An 18308-nucleotide genomic window follows, 5' to 3' on the forward strand; every position below is an offset into this window, starting at 1 on the left:
ATACGATGTTCACGCGCTCGGAGGGATTCCCGTGAATCGCCTCCACCCCCGTATCCGTATTCTCTGGGTCGCCCGAGCGGTCGTGTTCGCGCTCGCCGCCGGCGGCGTGGCGACCGCGGCGACGCTGTTCGCGCCCGTGTCGATACCGACGTTCGTCCCCGTCGCGGTCGGCGGCGTCTTCCTCGTCGTCGGCGTCGGCTTCGCGCTCCTCCGGTATCGGGCGTGGGGCTACGAGGTCCGCGACGACTCGCTGTACCTCCAGCGCGGCGTCCTCACCAAGGTCAACACCGTGGTCCCGTTCGTCCGGGTCCAGCACGTCGACTCGACCCGCGGCCCGCTCGAACGGCTCGTCGGCCTCGCGTCGACCGTCGTCTACACCGCCGGCTCCCGCGGCGCTGACGTGTCGGTTCCGGGGCTGACCCCCGAGGGTGCGGAGGACCTCCAGGACCGACTGAAGCGCCTCGCAATCGCGTCCGAGGGCGACGACGCGGTATGACCCGGCTGTCGCCGCTTTCGGTCCCCTACCGGGCGGTCCAGCGAAGCGCCAGCGTCGCGTTCGCGCTCGCCTTCTTCGCGTTCACCGGCGGGACCGCCTTCGGCGGCGTCCTCGGCGGTCTCGGAGCCGTCGCGCTCGTCGGCGTCGCCGTGCTCGGCATCGCCGGCTACGAAATCGCCTACTTCCGCCGGTTCGAGTACGAACTCACGCCGGACACGCTGGACATTCGGTCGGGCGTGTTCTCCCGGCGCAACCGCGAGATTCCCTACCGCCGCATCCAGAACGTCGACATCTCCCGCAACGTCGCCCAGCGGCTGGTCGGCATCGCCGCCGTGAACCTCGAAACCGCGGGCGGCGGCGAGACCGAGGGCAGTCTCCGCTTCGTCAGCTACGAGGAAGCCCGCCGCATCCAGTCGGAGGTCGCCCGCCTGAAACGCGGCGGCAAAGACGGCGACGCGCCCGAGCCGGAACAGGAACTACTGTTCGAACTGACGCCCCGTGAGCTGGCCATCGTCGGCGCGCTGTCGTTCGACCTCCGACTGCCCGGGCTCGTCTTCGTGTTCGGCTCCACCGCCTTCCCCATCGTCGCGTCGTACGTGGACGTGCCACTCCCCACCGGGAGCGCCGCGGCCGCGGGGGTCGGCATCGTCGCGCTGGTCCTCCTCGTCGCGCTCGTCTCGTGGGCCGCCGGCTTCGCCTCCGCGGTGCTGAACTACTACGGCTTCCGGCTGACCCGCGTCGGCGACGAACTCCAGTACGAACGCGGCCTCCTCCAGCGCTACAACGGGTCGATTCCCCTCGACAAGCTCCAGACGCTCACCGTCGAGGACAACCCCCTGAAGCGCCGGTTCGGCTACGCGACGCTCCTCGTGGAGACGGCGGGCTACGCGCCCGGCTCCGACGGGACAAACGGGTCGGGCCGCGCCAGTCGCGGCTCCGAGGCGGCCATCCCGCTCGCGACCCGCGACCGCGTGCTCGGCCTCGTCGCCGACCTCGAAGGCGTCGAACTACCGACGTTCGAGGGGCCGCCGACGCGCATCCGCCGGCGCTACGCCGTCCGCTACTCGCTCGTCCTCGGGGCGGCGACGCTCGCGCTCTACGGCGCGAATCGGTTCCTCCCGCAGGAGATTCCGTGGTTCGTCCCGCTGGCGCTCGTCCCGGTGGCCGTCGTCGCCGGCGCGCTCCAGTGGCGGCACCGCGGCTACGCGCTCGCCGAGGACCACTTCGTCACCCGAAACGGGTTCTGGAAGCGCGAGACGCGCGTTGTCCCCTACTACCGGGTGCAGACGGTCATCGAGCGCCGGACGATTTTCCAGCGCCGCTGGCGCGTCTCGACGGTCACGGCCGACACCGCGGGGAGCATCTCCCTCGTCGGCGGCGACGCGACCGCCGTGGACATCGAAGTCGCCGACGCGGCGGAGCTTCGGGAGACGCTGAACGGCCGCCTCCGCGAGGCGCTCTCGGCGCGCCGCGAGGCGCGACGGCAGTCCCGACAGGCCGCCCTCGGCATCCGCGCCGCGGAACCGGACCGCGACGCCGACGCGTCGGATTCGGGAGCGGTCACCGACACCGAGAGCGGCGTGAGCGAAACGCCCGCGTTCGTCGAGGAGGCCGAGCCGACGACCGCGGAAAACGAAGACGAAGGCGAGGGAGGAGGCGAAGACGAAGGCGAGAATGAGAGCGAACCCGAAATCGAAGATGAAGACGAGGGCGAGAGAGAAGGCGAAGAAGACGAAGACGAAGGCGAGAGCGAGGAGACGGAGGTCGAACAGGAGGCCGACGACCCCTTCATCTGGGGCGCGTCGGCCGAGTCCGGAGACGACGAATCGGATGATGACGGCCGCTAGCCGGAGCCGACCGACCGCGGTGAACACCGCGACGAGCGGGGAGCTATATTGACGCGGAGGTGCAACGTAATCCAATGACGCGAACAGCGCTGGAGTCGCTCTTGGCCGGGAACGCGCGACACGTCGAGAGCCTCGGCGCCGACCACTTCGAGGGCGTCCGCGAGGCGCAGTCGCCGGCGGTGGTCTCGGTGAGCTGTTCGGACTCCCGCGTCCCCGCCGACGCGGTCTGGAGCGCCGACAGGGCCGGCGAGCTGTTCACGTCGGTCAACGTCGGCAACCAGGTGTGGACCGAGGTCGACGGGCGACTCGTCGTCAACGACGCCGTCGGCTACGCCGTGTCGGCGCTCAAGTCGACAGATATCGTCGTCCTCGGGCACACGGGCTGTGGTGCGGTGACGGCGGCCTACGAGACGGTCACCGACGGGAGCGTCGGGGACCTGCCCGCGGCGGTCGAAGCCGCCGTCTCCCGGCTCGTCCCGCTCGTCGAGGAGGCCCGCGAACTCGGCGTGTTCGACGCGGACACGCCGGGCGGCGAGGCGGTCAACCGACTCGTCGAGTACGCGGTCGTCCGGCAGGTGGAGTACCTCACCGAGAGCGACGAGGTGCCCGAGGCGACCGACTGCTGGGGCTTCGTCTACGACTTCCAGCGCGTCTACGGCGACGACGACGGCGCGGCCTACCTCGTCGCGGCCAACGGCGAGTCGGACCCCGACGCGCTCGCGGACGTGGCTCCCGAGGGGTTTGAGGGGCGCGTGCAGTCGATTCGGTAAGAAGCGATTGACTGGGAGTTCGAGTCGGAGAGTCTGATTCTGTCGAAACCGTGAGTTCCGGGATAGGTAGTGGAAAGGCTCATAGCGAGCGTATTTTCACGGATTTCACTAGCTACACTCTTATCGCTGGGAACCGTACTTTCATTCAGCGATGTCGATAGACAGGGAGACCTTCGAGAACACGAGTGAAGAGGAACTCACGGACCTGTCTGTCCCGGACCACGTCCTCGGATTCCTCGTCGCCCACGACGACCGGGCGTTTCAGGCCCGTGAGATTGCCGCACAGACGGACCTCGACGAGGGGGCGGTGAGCACTGCGCTCACTCGGTTGAAGCAACGCGAACTCGTCGAACACAAGGCGACCTACTGGGCGGTCACGACTGACGAGGACCGACTGCACTCGTACGGCGGATACGAACGAGCGACGGCACTGTTCAACGAACGACTGGGAGCCGAGAACAAAGACGAGTGGCGAGAACACGCGCCGGACGAAGCCCATCCGAGTCTGAGGGACGAGGAGTGACGGACGGAGCGAACTCCCCGACGTACGAACCCGGGGACGTCGTCTACGGTGACGACCCATTCAAGGGCGATGAGGGCGCGCGCCCGTGGCTCGTCATCTCGAACCACGAGGGGCAACCGTTCCACGGCGACCAGTACATCGCGTTGACGTTGACGACAAAGACGTGGCACGAGGAATTTCTCGAAATACCCGAGGCGAGTTGGACGCGGGGTGGCACTCCCGACGATAGCCGTATCGTCCCTTGGGGCATCCAGTCACTCGGGAGCGGGGATATCGACTACTGGCAAGGGACGCTAACCGATGGACTCGTCGAGGACGCAGTTCAGTCGTTGATTGGCTATCTCGAATAGAGACCGTCTGATAGTCGCCGCGGAGACGTGCTGAATACAGGGCACGCACGATTCCGACAACACAGCACTAAAACGCCGAAAAGAACCGGATAGTTTTCCGCCCCGATTCCGAGCGCCCCGCCGCTTTTCCTCAGTTATCCCGAGCGTCGTCGATGACGTTCGAGAACTCGCGGGCCGTCTCGGTGATGACTTCGAAGTCGCCGTTTTCGATTGCCTCGTCGTCCATGAGCGCGCCGCCCGCGCCGACGACGACCGCGCCGGCCTCGATGTAGTCCGCGGCGTTGTCGAGGCCGACGCCGCCGGTCGGCATCATCGGAATCTGCGGGAGCGGCCCCTTCATGCTCTTGAGGTGGCCGGGGCCGAGCGAGGAGGCGGGGAACACCTTCACGAGGTCAGCGCCCGCGGAGTACGCGTCGGTCGCCTCGGTCGGCGTCATGATGCCCGGCGCGACGAGCGTCCCGTAGCGGTTGCAGGTCTCGACGACGCCCTCGTCGAAGTTCGGGCCGACGACGAACTCCGCGCCGGCCTGGATGGCCGCGTTGGCGGTCGGCGCGTCGAGGACGGTCCCAGCGCCGACGATGGCTTCGCGGTCCGAAAAGGACGCCGACACCTCGCGGATGAGGTCCATCGCGTCGGGGTTGTCGGCCGTGATTTCGTAGGCGGTGACGCCGCCCTCGTGGAGCGCGTCGGCCACGTCGATGATGGTGTCCGCGTCCGCGCCGCGCATCACCGCGACGACGCCGCTGTCGGCGAGTCGTTGCATGTCCTCGTGTACGTCGAGTGCGACCATTGCTGTCTCGACGTTTACTACAGATAGTATTAAATTGGGGGCCTCGCGGCATCGTTTCGCTCGCACCCCGGGCCGCCGCCACTGACCGGGTCGCCGCCCGTGACAGTCGTGTCCGTTGTCACCACGCGACACGCTCAAATCCACTGGGCACTAACCCGAGGTAAGCGACGCCCGAGCGGTATGTGCCGCCCCGTCGCACCACCATGCCAACGCATCCCGATTTCGAAGCGCTGTACCGCGACGTCATCCCCTCGGTCGTCTCCGTCTACGTCGGCGGCCGCCGCCGTCCCGGCGGGGCGGGGAGCGCCTTCGTCTACGACGACCGGCATCTCGTCACCAACGAGCACGTCTCGCGGCTCGCCGACGCCGAAGACGCCGGTCGGGTCGAACTCCGGTTCGCAGACGGGTCGTGGCGCGTCGGCGAGGTCGTCGGTGCCGACGCCTACACCGACCTCGCCGTCGTCGCCGTCGACGACCTGCCCGGCGACGCCGCGGCGCTCCCGCTGGCGACCGAGAACCCCGCGCCGGGGCGGTCGGTCGCCGCGCTCGGCAACCCGCTCGGCCTCGACGGCTCCATCTCGGCGGGCATCGTCTCCGGGGCGAACCGGTCGCTTCCCACCTCGAACGGGTTCGCCATCCCGGACGTGGTCCAGACGGACGCCCCCATCAACCCCGGCAACTCGGGCGGGCCGCTCGTCGGATTCGCCACCGGGGAATCCGACGGCAACGCCGACGCCGCCGCCGATGATGCCGAGTTCGCCTACGAGGTCGTCGGCGTCAACCGCGCCAAGCAGGGCGACAACATCGGCTTCGCCGTCTCACCGGTCATCTCCGACCGCATTCTCCCGGCGCTCGTCGCCGACGGCCGCTACCGCCACTCGTACCTCCGGGCGCGCACCCTCGACGTGACGCCGAGCGTCGCCGAGGCGAACGGCCTCGACGCGCCCCACGGCGTCCTCGTCGTCGACGCCGCAGGTGCAGACGGAGACGAGGGCTTCCTGCACGGCTGTCGCGGGACGGCCGACTACCGCGGCGCTTCGGTCCCCGTCGGCGGCGACGTGCTCGTCGCCATCGAGGGCAACCCGGTCCGCACGCACGAGGAACTGATGCGCTATCTCATCACCGAGACCCGCCCCGGCGAACCCGTCGCCGTCGGCATCGTCCGCGAGGGCGACCCGCTGACGCTCGTCGTCGAACTCGACGAGCGCCCCGCCGTCGACCGCGACGACCGAAGCGAGGGTGGCGGCGGCAGTCGCATCCCCGTGGAGTAAGCGGACCGCGGCCGCACGAGAGAATAGAATTTTGACAGTTCCGGACGAACGTGCGACTGTGCCTCCGACATCTACAACACCGGCCGACGGCGGCTCGAACGTCGTTCCGCCGGACAAGTCGCTGTTCGCCGAAATCGCCCCGTTCCGGCTGGCGGTCGGCGTCGTCTTCTGTGCCTTCGCCGTCGGCGCGGTCGCCTTCGGTTGGCTCCCGCCGATGAGCGCCGACGTGGTCGGCATCGCGCTCCTCTGTGTGGTCTTCCTCGCCGGCGGCTTCGTCCCGTTCAACGGAACCCTCGCGTTCTACGTCGCGCAGGCCGCGGCGTTCCTCGTCTGGGGGGCGCTCCGACTGGCGGTCGACGGCTTCGACGTGATTCCGCTCCTGTTGGGCGGGGCCGGGGCCGTCGGCCTCGCGGTCTACGGCCGGCGAGCGCTCCGCGACGGGCTCAGAGCGCTGGTCTGAGTCCGGTCGAGCGGCTCCGACTCCGGCTTTGGCTTTGGCTCCGAGCGAGCGAGTCCGCGCTCACTCTCTGACGGTCAACACGGGAACCTCGGCGAGCCTGACGACCCGTTCGGTCGTGCTCCCGAGAATCGCGTGTTCGAGGCCGGTCCGCCCGTGGGTCGCCATCACCACGAGGTCCGCGTCGGCCTCGGCGACCGCGTCGAGAATCTCCCGGTACGGGACGCCGATTCGGATTTCGGTCTCGCAGTCGACGCCCGCGTCTCCGGCGAGCGATGCGACCTCCTCGACGGCCATCTCGGCGGCGTCCCGGAGGCTCGTGCGCACTCGCTCGACCGGGACGTCGGCGGCCGTCCACAGCCCGAGGTCGCCGACGTCGACGACCGCGAGGACGTGAATCGCCGCGCCGTAGGCGCTCGCGAGGTCGATTGCCCGACGGGCCGCCGCGCGAGAGCGAGCGCTCCCGTCGGTGGGGACGAAAACGGTGTCGTACATGTCATTCTATTGGCTCTCCGTCGATATCGCTTTTCCCCTCGGCGGCGCGGCAGGCGTCGGTTCGAGGGGGTCGTGACAGTCCGCCCGGCGCGGTCGCTCGGCGGGTCGGAAAACGGAGCATGGAGGTCAGCGGAGCCGCGGTGCGGTCGGTGTCGAACGCCTCAGACGCGGGTGCGCGGCTTGGGCGCGACCCGGTGGGCGCTCGCGGCGGCCGCGACGAGCAGGCCGCCGAAGAGGACGGACACGAGGAGTTCAGGTGCGACGGTCAGGCCGTCGACGCCGCCGAACGTCGTAAACAGCGCGTAGCCCGCGATAGCCGTGAGGGCGATACCGATGACGACCGCGAGGCCGATGCCGGCCTTCATCAAGTCGAGGTTGCTCATGGTCGCTTAGACGTAGGCGAGACGACCCAATATAAACGGAGACTGCTTCCCAGCGGCCGGGAAACTGACCGGGCGTCTCCCCCGCTATCGCGGGGGTTTTATGTCGGTTCGGCGGTCGTCGCGTGGCGGGGTTCGCGGCGACGATGCGGAAAATCAGGCGTCGAAACGGCGTTCGAGGCGTCGGCTGTCAGCTACGCCGCCGACTCCGACCCCTCGCCGTACAGTCCGTACAGCACGAACAGCAGGGCGAGAAAGAGGAACTCGATGACCGCCACGGCGATGAGCGGGAGCTCCACGTTGAAGAAGCCCGCGACCGTGCGGAGTTCGATGGCGACGGGGACGCTGAACGCGATGAGGATGAGCGCCCGCGCCTTCGTGAGCTTCACGCGACCACCCCCCAGAGGGTGTTGAACGCGCTCGTGACCGTCGTGGCCACGAGGTCGAAGCCGGCAGAGACGGTCGCCGGGACAGGGAGGCCGCCGCCGAACAGCCCGCCGCCGTTCTGGATGATGCCGGCCAGCGGAAGCGTGTACGCGAGCACGACGAGCACCGCCGCGATACCGGTCCACATCGCGAGGTTGTCGAGGACGCGCGGGCTTCCCTCGGGCCCCGAAAGCGGCTCGGGAAGGTAGGAGTCGACCGGCCGGTCGGACTCCTCGCCGAGCGAGGTCAGGAGGATGTTGAACAGGAACAGCACCACCGACAGGAACAGGAGCGTCCCGCCGAGGGCGATCTGCACCCGAAGCTCGAAGATGCTCCCGATGGGCGTCAGGAACTCGAAGTTCTGGTACTGCGGTTCGGCGGTGCGCCGCGGGATGCCGGCGAGTCCGGCGCGGTGCATCGCGTTCGACATGAACACCATGCCGACGAACCACATGATGACCTGCAGGAGGCCGATGGGCCGGCTGTAGAGCTTCGTGCCCGTGACCTGCGGGACGAGCCAGTACGACCCGGCCATCATCGTCAGCGCGACGGCCGTGCCGACGGTGAGGTGGAAGTGCCCCGGCACCCACAGCGTGTTGTGGATGAGGTAGTTGATGTTCATCCCGGCGTTGATCATGCCGGAGAAGCCGCCGGCGGCGAACATCGCGCCGGCGAGCGCCATGCCGGTAAAGGCGGGGTCGCGCCACGGGAGCGCGCCGAGCCAGCGGAGGTAACCCTCACCGCCGCGCTGGCGCGCGCCGTGTTCGACGCTGGCGACGACCGTAAAGGCCGTGAGCAACGACGGGAGGAGCAGGAACATCGTGTTCGTCATGGCGATGAACTTGAAGCCCTCCGCGATGCCCGGGTCGAGGTACTGGTGGTGAATCCCGACCGGGGTCGAAAGCAGGAGGAACAACAGGAACACCACGCGTGCGAGCGGGTCGCTGAACAGCCGCCCGCCCGCGAGCTTGGGGAGCACGGTGTACCAAAGCAGGTACGCCGGCATCAGCCAGAAGTAGACGATGGGGTGGCCGAAGTACCAAAAGAGCGTCCGCGTCAGAAGCGGGTTGACGCTCTCGATGAGGCCGAGCGACCACGGGATGAGGAAGAACACCACCGAAACGGCGACGCCGAGGGTGGAGACGTACCACATAATCATGGTCGTGAGGACCATGAACGTCTGTAGCGGGATGCGCTCGTCCTCGTGGTTCTTCCGCCACGCGCGGTACGAGAGGAACCAGTCCGCGCCGGCGAGCCACGTGCCGACGATGAACATCGCGAGGCCGATGTAGAATATCGGGTGCGCCTGCAACGGCGCGTAGAACGTGAACAGCACGTCCGCGCTCATGCCGAGGTTCGGGACGAAGCCGCCGAGGATAGCGACGGTTGCGAGCACCGTGCCCGTCGTCATCAGGCCGACCCACGCCCACGAAAACAGCGCGCTTTCGGCGGGTCGGTCGAGGCTTCTGGCGACCGCCCAGTGGAACACCCCACAGAGGAAGAAGATGGTGAAGACGATGGCGAGAAGCACGCCGTGACCCGTCAGCACCGTGTAGTAGTCCGCCGAGTCGATGACGCGGAGGACGTTCGTCCGGTGGAGCGCCTGAATGAGGCCGAAGAAGGCGCCGATGCCGAGCGAGACGAACGCGATGAGGAAACTCGCCTTGACGATTGCCGCCTCGTCGGGGAACTTATCGACGAACTCGCTTCCGCCGGATGCGGTCGCCATCAGTTCTCAGCCTCCCCGTCCGCCTGTTGCTGTTCGTACCAGCTGTCGAATTCGTCCTGTTCCATAACCACAATCTTCCCTTCCATCACGTGGTGGCCGGAGCCACAGTACTCGTTGCACAGCATCCCGTACTCGCCGGGCTCTTCGAACTGAACGGTGAACTCCGAGACCTGCCCGGGGATGGCCATCGTGTTCGCGTTCGTGCCGACGACTTCGAAGCCGTGGATGACGTCGGCGGCGGTCACGTGGAACGTGACCGTGCTGTCGGCGGGAACGCGGAGCGGCTGAGTCGTCCCCGGTTCGAAGACGAACTGCCGCGCGACCACGTACACGTCGTAGCTGTTCTCACCGGTCCGCTCGATGCCGGGGTCGCCGAACTTCGGGTGCTGGTCGAGCGTGGCCGGGTCGACCGTGCCACCCTCGTCGTCTATCATCTCGATACCCGCGCCGGCGGCCCCGTAGGTAATCGTCCCGATGAACCCGACGATGAGGACGAGCGCCAGCGCCAACCAGAGTTTCTCGTAGGCGTGTATCTCCATCTATCCCACCACCGTGAGGCCCCGTCCGAGGAACTCGACGAAGTACATGAACACCCACATGCCGATGAGAATCGCCATGTAGATGAGCACGAGCACGAGCGTTCCGACCGGGTCGAAGTCGTCGTGTTCGAGTTCGCGAACGATGCCGTCGTCGGCCGTCCCGACGATAGAGTCCACGGGAGGGTCCGCCTGCCCGGAATCACCTTGGGAATCCGCGTTTGCTGGCACGCCTCCGTCGGTGGAAGTGCGCGCGGCAGAGGACGCGGCTCCCTCTGCTGTCGAATCAACGGCCATACCCGGTCATGAGGAATAACGGGACTTTAACGGAACACCCCATTCCAACGCGGTGGGAATGGGCGAAATCAGAAACACCGTGGTCGCGAATGGACCGGTATGGAACTCACGCCTCGACGCGCCGGAACCGTCGCACTGCTCGCGCTCTTGCCAGCGGTCATCTTCGGCGTGACGCAAAACCCCCTCGCAGGGGTCGTCACGGCCATCAACGTGCTTCTCATCTCCGCGACCATCTTCCTCCTCATGAGTCCGACCGAGGGCGGACACGGCCACGACGGCGACGCCGACGCCGAGACCGACGCCGAACACGCCGCCTGAGATGGACGGAGGCATCTCGCTCGGACTGCCGGCCGCGACCCCCGAAGCGGTCGCGTTCCTCCTCGTCGGCCTCTTCGGCGGGGCCCACTGCCTCGGGATGTGCGGCCCGCTCGTCACCGTCTACGCCGACCGCCTCGCCGACCGCGAGGGCGTCGACAGCCGGTCGCTCACGCTCCGACAGGTCCGCCAACACGCCCTGTTCAACGTCGGTCGGGCGCTGAGCTACGCCGCCATCGGCGCCGTCTTCGCCCTCGTCGGCGGCCTGTTTTTCGACGCGTTCGACTCGGTGACCGCCGTCGGCAGCGGCGTCCGCGCGACGACCGGCCTGCTCGTCGGGGCCGCCATCATCCTCACCGGCGTCGGCTACCTCGTCGGCCGGTCGACCGCCATCGACCGATTCACCCCGACCGCGGTCACGCGCCTGTTCGGCCGCGTCAGCGGGTGGGCGACCGCCCGCGTCGATAGCCTCGTCGGCGGCCCGCGAATCCTCGGTCTCGGAGCGATTCACGGCCTGCTCCCGTGTCCCATCATCTACCCGGCGTACCTCTACGCCTTCTCGACGGGCGACCCGCTCCGGGCCGCCGCCTTACTCGGCCTGCTCGGCCTCGGGACGATTCCGACGCTGTTCCTCTACGGGACGCTCCTCGGCCGCGTCTCGGCGCGCCGGCGGGCGACGCTCCACCGGGCGCTCGGCGCGGCGTTCCTCGTCCTCGGCTACATCCCGCTGTCGCACGGGCTGATGCTTCTGGGCGTGTCGGTCCCGCACCTTCACGTGCCCTTCTACCAACCGTTGTGACGATGTCGACGACGACGCGGTCCCGCGGGTCGGCCGGCGGCGGAAGCGACGCCGGCAATGACGACGAGGGCTGTGACCTCTGCGGACTGCCGACGCCGACGCCGCCGGTCACCGGCGACGACGTTGCCGGCGAGTTCTGCTGTCGCGGCTGTCTCGAAATCACCCGCGCGCTCGGCGACGCCGCGAGCGCCGACCCCGAGACGGTCGAGCGCGAACTCGCGGGCGAGGCCGACGAGGTGCCCGACGACGCCGAGCGGACCTACATGGCCGTCGACGGGATGCACTGCGCCACCTGCGAGGCGTTCGTCTCGGGGACCGCGCGGACCTGCGAGGGCGTCTACGCCGCGGAAGCCAGCTACGCCAACGACATGGTCCGCGTCACCTACGACCCCGAAGCCGCCGACTTAGACGGGCTGTCGGGGACGCTCGCGCGCTACGGCTACGGCACGCGCGACCCCGAGGAGCGCGAGGCGGCCGAGCGCTCGGACAATCAGGTCGCGCGGTTCGTCATCGGCGGCGGCGTCTTCGGCATGATGGTGATGCTGTGGTACGTCCTGTTTCTGTACCCGACCTACGTCGGCTTCCAGCCGGTGGTCGAACTCGGCGTGTTCGACGGCGTCTACATCCTCGGCAACATCTGGGTGATGACCTCCATCGTCCTGTTCTACACCGGCTTTCCCATCCTTCGGGGGGCGCTCGTCAGCCTCCGCGCCGGCCAGCCGAACATGGACCTGCTCGTCTCGCTGGCCGCGACGAGCGCCTACGTCTACTCGACTGCCGCCGTCCTCGTCGGCGAGACGCACGTCTACTTCGACGTGACCGTCGCCATCATCCTCGTCGTCACGCTCGGCAACTACTACGAGGACCGCATCAAGCGGAAGGCCGCCGGGATGCTCTCTGACCTCGCGGCCTCCCGCGTCTCGGAGGCCCGCCGCAGAGTCGCGGGCGACGCTGACGGCTCCGGCGACGGCGGCGTCGAGATGGTCGCGCTCGACGCGCTCGAACCGGGCGACCTCGTGGAGGTCCGACCGGGCGAGCGCGTCCCGGTCGACGGCACCGTCCGCGAGGGGACCGCGGCGGTCGACGAGGCGCTCGTCACCGGCGAGTCGATGCCGCGGACGAAGCGCCCCGGCGACGACGTGCTCGGCGGCACCGTCGTCACCGACCGCCCGCTCGTCGTCGCGGTCGGCGAGGACGCGACGAGCACGCTCGACCGGCTGGTCGAACTGCTCTGGGACATCCAGAGCGCCCGCTCGGGCGTCCAGCGCCTCGCCGACAAACTGGCGACCATCTTCGTCCCGACGGTGCTCGTCCTCGCCGCCGTCGCCTTCGGCTGGACGCTGTTCAGCGGCGGCACGCCGACCGACGCGCTCCTCGTCGGCCTCACGGTGCTCATCGTCTCGTGTCCCTGCGCGCTCGGCCTCGCCACGCCCCTGGCGGTCGCCTCGGGCATCAAGGAGGCCGCGAGCCGGGGCATCGTCATCGCCTCCGAGGCCGTCTTCGAGGCCGTCCCCGACGTGGACGTGGTCGTCTTCGACAAGACCGGGACGCTCACCGATGGCGACATGGCAGTGCTTCGGGTCGTCGGCGACGATGAAACCGCCGCAGTCGCCGCGGCCGCCGCGCTGGAACGCTTCTCGGCGCACCCGCTCGCGACCGCCGTCGTGGAGGCGGCCGAAGCCCGAATCGAGGCGGCGGACGCGACCGCGGCGATTCCCGACGTTTCCGCGGACGACGTGACCGTCCACGACCGCGGCGTCTCCGGCGAGGTCGGCGACGAGCGCGGGCGCGTCGTCGTCGGTCACCCGTCGCTCCTCCGCGACGAGGGCGTGACGCTCGCTCCGGCCCACGAGACCGCCGTCGAAGCCGCCCGCGACGAGGGCGCGGTTCCCGTCGTCGTCGGGTGGGGCGGGCGCTCTCGGGCGGTGCTCGTCGTCGGCGACGAACCGCGAGAGGCGTGGAACGACGTGGTCGCGGCCGTCGCCGACGGCGGCCGGCGCGAGGTCGTGGTCCTCACGGGCGACTCCGAGCGCGCCGCGCGGCGCTTCCGCGACCACCCGGACGTGACAGACGTGTTCGCGGGCGTCCCGCCGGAGGCGAAAGCCGAGACGGTCGAGCGCCTCCGCGCCCGGGGCACCGTGGCGATGGTCGGCGACGGGAGCAACGACGCGCCCGCGCTCGCCGCCGCCGACATCGGCATCGCGCTCGGCACGGGGACGGACATCGCGGGCGACGCCGCCGACGCGGTGCTCGTCGGCCGCGACATCGACGCGATTCCCGAGGTGTTCTCGCTTTCGACCGGGGTGAACCGCCGCATCCGCGGCAACCTCGCGTGGGCGTTCGGCTACAACGCGGTCGCCATCCCGCTGGCCGCCCTCGGCGTGCTCAACCCGCTTTTCGCCGCCGTCGCCATGGGCACGTCGAGCCTGCTCGTCGTCGCCAACTCGGCGCGGTCGCTCGACTGAGCCGCCGGCTCCCGAGCGCCGAGAGAGCGACACGGCCGGCCGCTCGGTCGCCTCCCCGCGACGGTCGCCGAAAGCGGACCAGTCAAGTCGCTCCGTCTCGTCGGGAACGATGATGACAGACGACCCCTTCTCGCTCGCCGTTCCGGAGGGGTGGACCGTCGAGACCGACGTGGACACCGACGAGGCGAGCGCCAAGACCGTCTACGAGTCGCCCGACTCGGACCGGCGCGTCACCATCACCGAGTTCGCGCGGGGGCTGACGCTCTACTGGTGGGTCGATATCTTCGCCCTCGCCGACGGCGAGTGGCACCGCCGCGAGGTGGGTCTCGGCGACTCCTACCGCGACGCCGACGCCGTGAGCGACGCCGCACAGGAGGCGCTCGACCGGCTCGCGTCGTCGGGCGAGCGAATCGAATCGATAGCCGACGACTGATTTATCACGGTCGCTACACGAGCGACACGTATGTACCTCGTCGCCTACGACGGCTCTCGGCTGGCGAACGCCGCGCTCGACAGAGCCGCGCGGTTCGCGTCGGCCACCGGCCACGACGTGCTCGCGGTCGCCGTGGTCCCCGACGACTCGGCGTACGCCGTCGAGGCGGGGTGGGTCCCGTCGCGGGAGGTGTTCGACCGGCAGACGGTCGTCGGAGAGCTCCACGAGACCGCGGTCGATATCGCGCCGTCGGCGTCGTTTCAGGCGGTCACGGTCGGGCGGGACCCCGCGCCCGGGAACATCGTCGCGGAGCTCAAGACGGTCGCGGCCGAGACGGACGCGAGCGTCATCTTCGTCGGGAGCGAGAACGCGGGCCGGGTCGTCGTCCCGCTCGTCAGCGTCGGCGGGAACGTCGCGAGCGACGACGCCCACGACGTGCACATCGTCCGCCACGCGCCCCCAGAGATTCACCGGCGGTTCCCGAAGTCGCACTTCTATCTTCCCTGAGGCCGACCCGAAGCCGGCGACCCCGGCTTCGGTGCACCACCGTTTCATGTGTCGCGGCCGCGAACGTCACGTATGCGAGATATCAGATTCGTCTACACCGTCGGCACCGACCCCGAAACGGTCGCCGAACGCCTGTCGAACGCCTCGTCGGGCGTGCTGTCGCTGGCCGACGGCGGCCGCTCGTATGCGATTCCCGCGCACGTCTTCTACGACCCCGACGGCGGGCGGCTCCTGTTCCGCCTGACCGACGACGGCGGAAGCGAGAAGCTCGCGTTCATCGAGGAGACGGAAGAGGCGACGTTCGTCTGCTACGAGGACGCGGGCGAAGACTCCTGGAGCATCATGGCCCGCGGGGCGATTCGCGTCCTCCCGGACGACGAACGCCCCGACGCGGCGAGGATAAACGAGCTGTTCGGCGGCGTCCGCGTGTTCGACGAGGAGGTCGACGACCTCGACTTCCACCTCGTCGAACTCGAACTCGACGAGCTGACGGGCCGCGAGACCGCCAGATAGTCGCCGCGACGGCGGAACGAGTCCCCCGCGACCGGGGCGGGGCCGAGTCAGTAGAATCCGACGACCGGGTCGTCGGCGTCGAGGGCGGTCGCCACCACGCGGTCGACGCGGGGGTGCTCGCAGAGCCACCGCGCGATTTCTCCGGCCGTCTCGGCCAGTCGCTCGTCGTCGACCATGTTGAGCACCGGGACGACCCGCGCCGTCTCGGGGACGCCCTTCATCCCGCCGCGGTCGTTCGACAGCACGGCGGCCACGTCCCACGCGGATATCGCGTCGCCGACGGCCGTCCCCGACACGTCGGAGACGAGTTCCGGTCGGTGGACGCGCTCGTCGGAAAGCGGTTCGCCGACGACACGGACGCTGGCGACCGGGCAGACGAGGTCGGCCGCGTCCGGGAGTCGCGGTTCGTTCTCGCCGGGCGCTTTCAGCCAGCGCGAGCGCGCGCCGTCGGCCTTGACGAGCACCACGTCGTCGGTGGCGCGCGCGATTCGGTCGACCGTCGCCGGGTCGTAGCCGCGGTAGCGGTCGGAGCGTTCGCGTTCCGGGACGACGCCGAGCGGTCGGGTCGGCGTCTCCGCGACGGCGGTCTCGGGGTCGTCGGTGACGACCACCTCGGCCACCTCGTCGTCGAAGATTGGGATGCGGACGGTGCTCGTGACCACGCCGTCGAGGTCGCGGGCGAGTCGGTAGAGAAGCGACTTCTTGCCGCCCGCGCCGACGGCGCAGACGAGGTCGTCCGGGCCGATGCCGAGGGCGTCGGCGAGCGTCGGAAGCGACGCGGGGGGCGCAGACGGGTCGTCAGTCATCGGCCGCCGCCCCCGGTTCGACCGTCACGCGGACGGCGCTGTGTTTGTACTCGGGTATCTTCGCGGTCGGGTCGAGCGCGTCGCCGGTCAGTCGGTTCACGAGCGGTTCCGCGTAGTGGAACGTGGCGAAGACGGTCCCGCGGCGGACGGCCGGCGTCACCTCGGCCGCGACCGCGATTTCGCCGCGGTCGTTTTCGACGCGGACGGTCGCCCCGTCTTCGATGCCGCGGGCGGCGGCGTCGTCGGGGTGAATCTGCAGGCTGTCCTCGCCGCGCATCCGCATCAGCACGCCCGAGCGGCGGGTGAGCGCGCCGCTGTTGAAGTGCTGGAGGACCCGCCCCGTCACGAGCACGAGTTCGCCGTCGGCGACGGGGTCCGCCGGGTCGACGTGTTCGACCGCCCGGAACGGGGCGGTCTTCGACCCCGATTCGAACGCGTCGGCGTGGAGGATTGCGGTCCCCTCGGTCGCGCCCTCGGGGAACGGCCAGCGCTGGCTCCCCGCGCCGATGCCGTCGTACGACATCCCGGCGTAGATGGGCGTCACCCGCCGGAGTTCGTCGAAGACGCCCTCGGGGGTCGCCGGCGCGTCGAGGCCGGCCACGCGGGCGGCGAACTCCCGGAGGATGTCGAGGTCGGCGCGGGCGTCGCCCGGCGGCGCGACGTTCCGGTTCATCCGGATGACCTGCCGGTCGGTGTTCGTCACCGTCCCCGACTTCTCGGCCCAGACGCTCCCGGGAAGCACCACGTCCGCGAACTCGACCGTCTCGGTCGGGAACACGTCGTGGACGACGCAGAAGTCGAGGGATTCGAACGCCTCGCGGACGCGGTTCGCGTTCGGCTCGGTCACGGCGGGGTTCTCGCCGAAGACGTAGGCCGCCCGCACCTCGTCGCCGAAGCGGTGGGTGGCTTCGACCTCCGTGAGCCCCGGCAGGGCGGGGGGTTCGAACCCCCACACGTCCGCGATGGCGGCTCGGGCGTCGTCGTCTGTGACGGGGCGGTACCCCGGCAGGACGTTCGGGAGCGCGCCCACGTCGCCCGCGCCCTGCACGTTGTTCTGCCCGCGGAGCGGATTGACGCCGGTGCCCGCCTTCCCGACGTTGCCGGTCAGCAGTGGGAGGTTGATGAGCGCCTGCACGTTGTCGGTGCCGCAGTGGTGCTGGCTCATCCCCATCCCGGTGAAGATGGCCGCGCGGCCGGCCTCGCCGTAGGCTCTCGCGGCGGCCCTGAGGTCCGCCGGGTCGACGCCCGCGCGCTCGGCCTCCGCGTCGATATCGAGCGCGGAGAGGGACTCGCGGAGCGCCTCGAACCCCGTGGTTCGCTCGGCGACGAACGCCTCGTCGACCAGTCCCTCCTCGACGATGACGGCGGCCATCGCGTTGAGAAGCGGGATGTCGAACCCCGGCTTCACCGGGAGGTGGATGTCCGCCGCCTTCGTCGTCTGGTTCTCGCGGGGGTCGACGTGAATCATCGTCGTCCCCGACTTGAGCGCCGGAAGCAGGTACGACCGGAAGATGACCGGGTGCTGTTCGGCGGGGTTCGCGCCGGTCACGAGGAACACGTCGGCCTCGCCGAGGTCCGAAAGCGAGTTCGTCATCGCCCCCGCGCCGAAGCGGTCGCCCATCGCCGCCACCGTCGAGGCGTGACAGAGCCGCGCGCAGTTGTCGATGTTGTTCGTCCCGAGCGCCCGCGCCGTCTTCTGAAGCAGGTAGTTCTCCTCGTTCGTGCAGTTCGACGACGAGAAGAAGAACAGCGAGTCCGGGCCGTGGTCGGCGACGACGCGGGAGAACTCGCGTTCGATGCGGTCGAACGCCTCGTCCCACGTCGCCTCGACGAGCCGACCGTTCACTCGCACCAGCGGGGTGGTCAGCCGCTCGTCGTGCTCGACGACGTCCCACGCCGCGGCCCCCTTCGGACAGAGTTCGCCCCGCCTGTTGACCGGGCCGTTCCACCCGACTGCGCTCCCGCGGTCGGCGTCGTAGCGGATGCCACAGCCGACGCCGCAGTACGGACAGACGCTCTCGCTCGATGTCGCCACCCGTTTAGACACGCTGACACACCACACACATGGTCGAACGTGCGACCCGAACGGTATTCATCGTACCG

At 69.4% G+C, this 18308-nt stretch carries 22 protein-coding genes; 13 read left to right on the forward strand and 9 right to left on the reverse strand.

Annotated features, from left to right (window positions below; genetic code table 11):
• The first annotated feature begins 31 nt into the window (after positions 1 to 31).
• From C438_RS17605 to C438_RS17625, 5 genes are all read left to right on the forward strand, one after another.
• Entirely contained in the window at positions 32 to 496 is a 465-nt protein-coding gene (locus C438_RS17605; RefSeq protein WP_049918212.1) for a PH domain-containing protein, read from the forward strand.
• The gene (locus C438_RS17610) at positions 493 to 2343 is read left to right on the forward strand and encodes a PH domain-containing protein (RefSeq protein WP_004971065.1); all 1851 of its coding nucleotides are present in this window, start codon (positions 493 to 495) and stop codon (positions 2341 to 2343) included. The genes C438_RS17605 and C438_RS17610 overlap by 4 nt, the downstream gene beginning before the upstream one ends.
• 74 nt (positions 2344 to 2417) lie before the next feature.
• Positions 2418 to 3113 (forward strand): carbonic anhydrase, encoded by a 696-nt coding sequence (locus C438_RS17615; RefSeq protein WP_004971066.1) that lies wholly within the window; start codon positions 2418 to 2420, stop codon positions 3111 to 3113.
• Positions 3114 to 3264: 151 nt separating this feature from the next.
• Complete coding sequence (locus C438_RS17620) at positions 3265 to 3636, forward strand: MarR family transcriptional regulator (RefSeq protein WP_004971067.1); 372 nt, start codon at positions 3265 to 3267, stop codon at positions 3634 to 3636.
• Complete coding sequence (locus C438_RS17625) at positions 3633 to 3986, forward strand: type II toxin-antitoxin system PemK/MazF family toxin (protein ID WP_004971068.1); 354 nt, start codon at positions 3633 to 3635, stop codon at positions 3984 to 3986. Before C438_RS17620 ends, C438_RS17625 begins: the two co-directional genes overlap by 4 nt.
• A gap of 130 nt (positions 3987 to 4116) precedes the next feature.
• On the opposite strand, the gene C438_RS17630 is transcribed toward C438_RS17625, so the two are convergent.
• Positions 4117 to 4776, reverse strand: coding sequence for a bifunctional 4-hydroxy-2-oxoglutarate aldolase/2-dehydro-3-deoxy-phosphogluconate aldolase (locus C438_RS17630; RefSeq protein ID WP_004971069.1), 660 nt, complete (start codon positions 4774 to 4776; stop codon positions 4117 to 4119).
• Positions 4777 to 4979: 203 nt separating this feature from the next.
• Between C438_RS17630 and C438_RS17635 the strand changes: the two genes are divergently transcribed.
• Both C438_RS17635 and C438_RS17640 read left to right on the forward strand, forming a co-directional pair.
• On the forward strand, positions 4980 to 6047 hold the full coding sequence (locus C438_RS17635; RefSeq protein ID WP_004971070.1) for a S1C family serine protease: 1068 nt from the start codon (positions 4980 to 4982) through the stop codon (positions 6045 to 6047).
• A 58-nt stretch (positions 6048 to 6105) separates the two neighbouring features.
• On the forward strand, positions 6106 to 6507 hold the full coding sequence (locus C438_RS17640) for a hypothetical protein (RefSeq protein WP_004971071.1): 402 nt from the start codon (positions 6106 to 6108) through the stop codon (positions 6505 to 6507).
• A gap of 60 nt (positions 6508 to 6567) precedes the next feature.
• Here C438_RS17640 and C438_RS17645 read toward each other — a convergent pair whose 3' ends face one another.
• From C438_RS17645 to C438_RS17670, 6 genes are all read right to left on the reverse strand, one after another.
• A complete protein-coding gene (locus C438_RS17645) occupies positions 6568 to 6999 on the reverse strand; it encodes a universal stress protein (RefSeq protein WP_004971072.1) in 432 nt (143 codons plus the stop codon).
• Between the two features lie 161 nt (positions 7000 to 7160).
• Positions 7161 to 7382 carry a hypothetical protein gene (locus C438_RS17650; RefSeq protein WP_004971073.1) on the reverse strand — a complete coding sequence of 74 codons (222 nt, stop codon included), beginning with the start codon at positions 7380 to 7382 and terminating at the stop codon, positions 7161 to 7163.
• A gap of 191 nt (positions 7383 to 7573) precedes the next feature.
• Complete coding sequence (locus C438_RS17655) at positions 7574 to 7768, reverse strand: hypothetical protein (protein WP_004971074.1); 195 nt, start codon at positions 7766 to 7768, stop codon at positions 7574 to 7576.
• Positions 7765 to 9534, reverse strand: coding sequence for a b(o/a)3-type cytochrome-c oxidase subunit 1 (locus C438_RS17660; protein ID WP_004971075.1), 1770 nt, complete (start codon positions 9532 to 9534; stop codon positions 7765 to 7767). Before C438_RS17660 ends, C438_RS17655 begins: the two co-directional genes overlap by 4 nt.
• A complete protein-coding gene (locus C438_RS17665; RefSeq protein ID WP_004971076.1) occupies positions 9534 to 10073 on the reverse strand; it encodes a cytochrome c oxidase subunit II in 540 nt (179 codons plus the stop codon). The genes C438_RS17660 and C438_RS17665 overlap by 1 nt, the downstream gene beginning before the upstream one ends.
• Positions 10074 to 10301, reverse strand: a complete 228-nt coding sequence (locus C438_RS17670; RefSeq protein ID WP_058565934.1) for a hypothetical protein — start codon at positions 10299 to 10301, stop codon at positions 10074 to 10076. It abuts the gene before it with no gap.
• Between the two features lie 165 nt (positions 10302 to 10466).
• On the opposite strand from C438_RS17670, the gene C438_RS17675 reads away from it, so the two are divergent.
• From C438_RS17675 to C438_RS17700, 6 genes are all read left to right on the forward strand, one after another.
• On the forward strand, positions 10467 to 10685 hold the full coding sequence (locus C438_RS17675) for a hypothetical protein (protein WP_004971077.1): 219 nt from the start codon (positions 10467 to 10469) through the stop codon (positions 10683 to 10685).
• 1 nt (position 10686) lies between these two features.
• Entirely contained in the window at positions 10687 to 11481 is a 795-nt protein-coding gene (locus C438_RS17680) for a sulfite exporter TauE/SafE family protein (protein ID WP_004971078.1), read from the forward strand.
• Between the two features lie 2 nt (positions 11482 to 11483).
• Complete coding sequence (locus tag C438_RS17685; RefSeq protein ID WP_004971079.1) at positions 11484 to 13946, forward strand: heavy metal translocating P-type ATPase; 2463 nt, start codon at positions 11484 to 11486, stop codon at positions 13944 to 13946.
• 112 nt (positions 13947 to 14058) lie between these two features.
• On the forward strand, positions 14059 to 14379 hold the full coding sequence (locus C438_RS17690) for a hypothetical protein (RefSeq protein ID WP_049918249.1): 321 nt from the start codon (positions 14059 to 14061) through the stop codon (positions 14377 to 14379).
• 30 nt (positions 14380 to 14409) lie between these two features.
• Positions 14410 to 14886, forward strand: a complete 477-nt coding sequence (locus C438_RS17695) for a universal stress protein (protein WP_004971081.1) — start codon at positions 14410 to 14412, stop codon at positions 14884 to 14886.
• A 72-nt stretch (positions 14887 to 14958) separates the two neighbouring features.
• Positions 14959 to 15399 carry a pyridoxamine 5'-phosphate oxidase family protein gene (locus C438_RS17700; RefSeq protein WP_004971082.1) on the forward strand — a complete coding sequence of 147 codons (441 nt, stop codon included), beginning with the start codon at positions 14959 to 14961 and terminating at the stop codon, positions 15397 to 15399.
• A 47-nt stretch (positions 15400 to 15446) separates the two neighbouring features.
• Here C438_RS17700 and yqeC read toward each other — a convergent pair whose 3' ends face one another.
• Together yqeC and fdhF are read right to left on the reverse strand one after the other, a co-directional pair.
• A complete protein-coding gene (yqeC, locus tag C438_RS17705) occupies positions 15447 to 16205 on the reverse strand; it encodes a selenium cofactor biosynthesis protein YqeC (RefSeq protein WP_004971083.1) in 759 nt (252 codons plus the stop codon).
• Entirely contained in the window at positions 16198 to 18240 is a 2043-nt protein-coding gene (gene fdhF, locus C438_RS17710; protein ID WP_004971084.1) for a formate dehydrogenase subunit alpha, read from the reverse strand. Before fdhF ends, yqeC begins: the two co-directional genes overlap by 8 nt.
• Positions 18241 to 18308: the final 68 nt, after the last annotated feature.

The sequence above is a fragment of the Haloferax denitrificans ATCC 35960 genome (genome assembly GCF_000337795.1).
Taxonomy (GTDB): Archaea; Halobacteriota; Halobacteria; order Halobacteriales; family Haloferacaceae; genus Haloferax; species Haloferax denitrificans.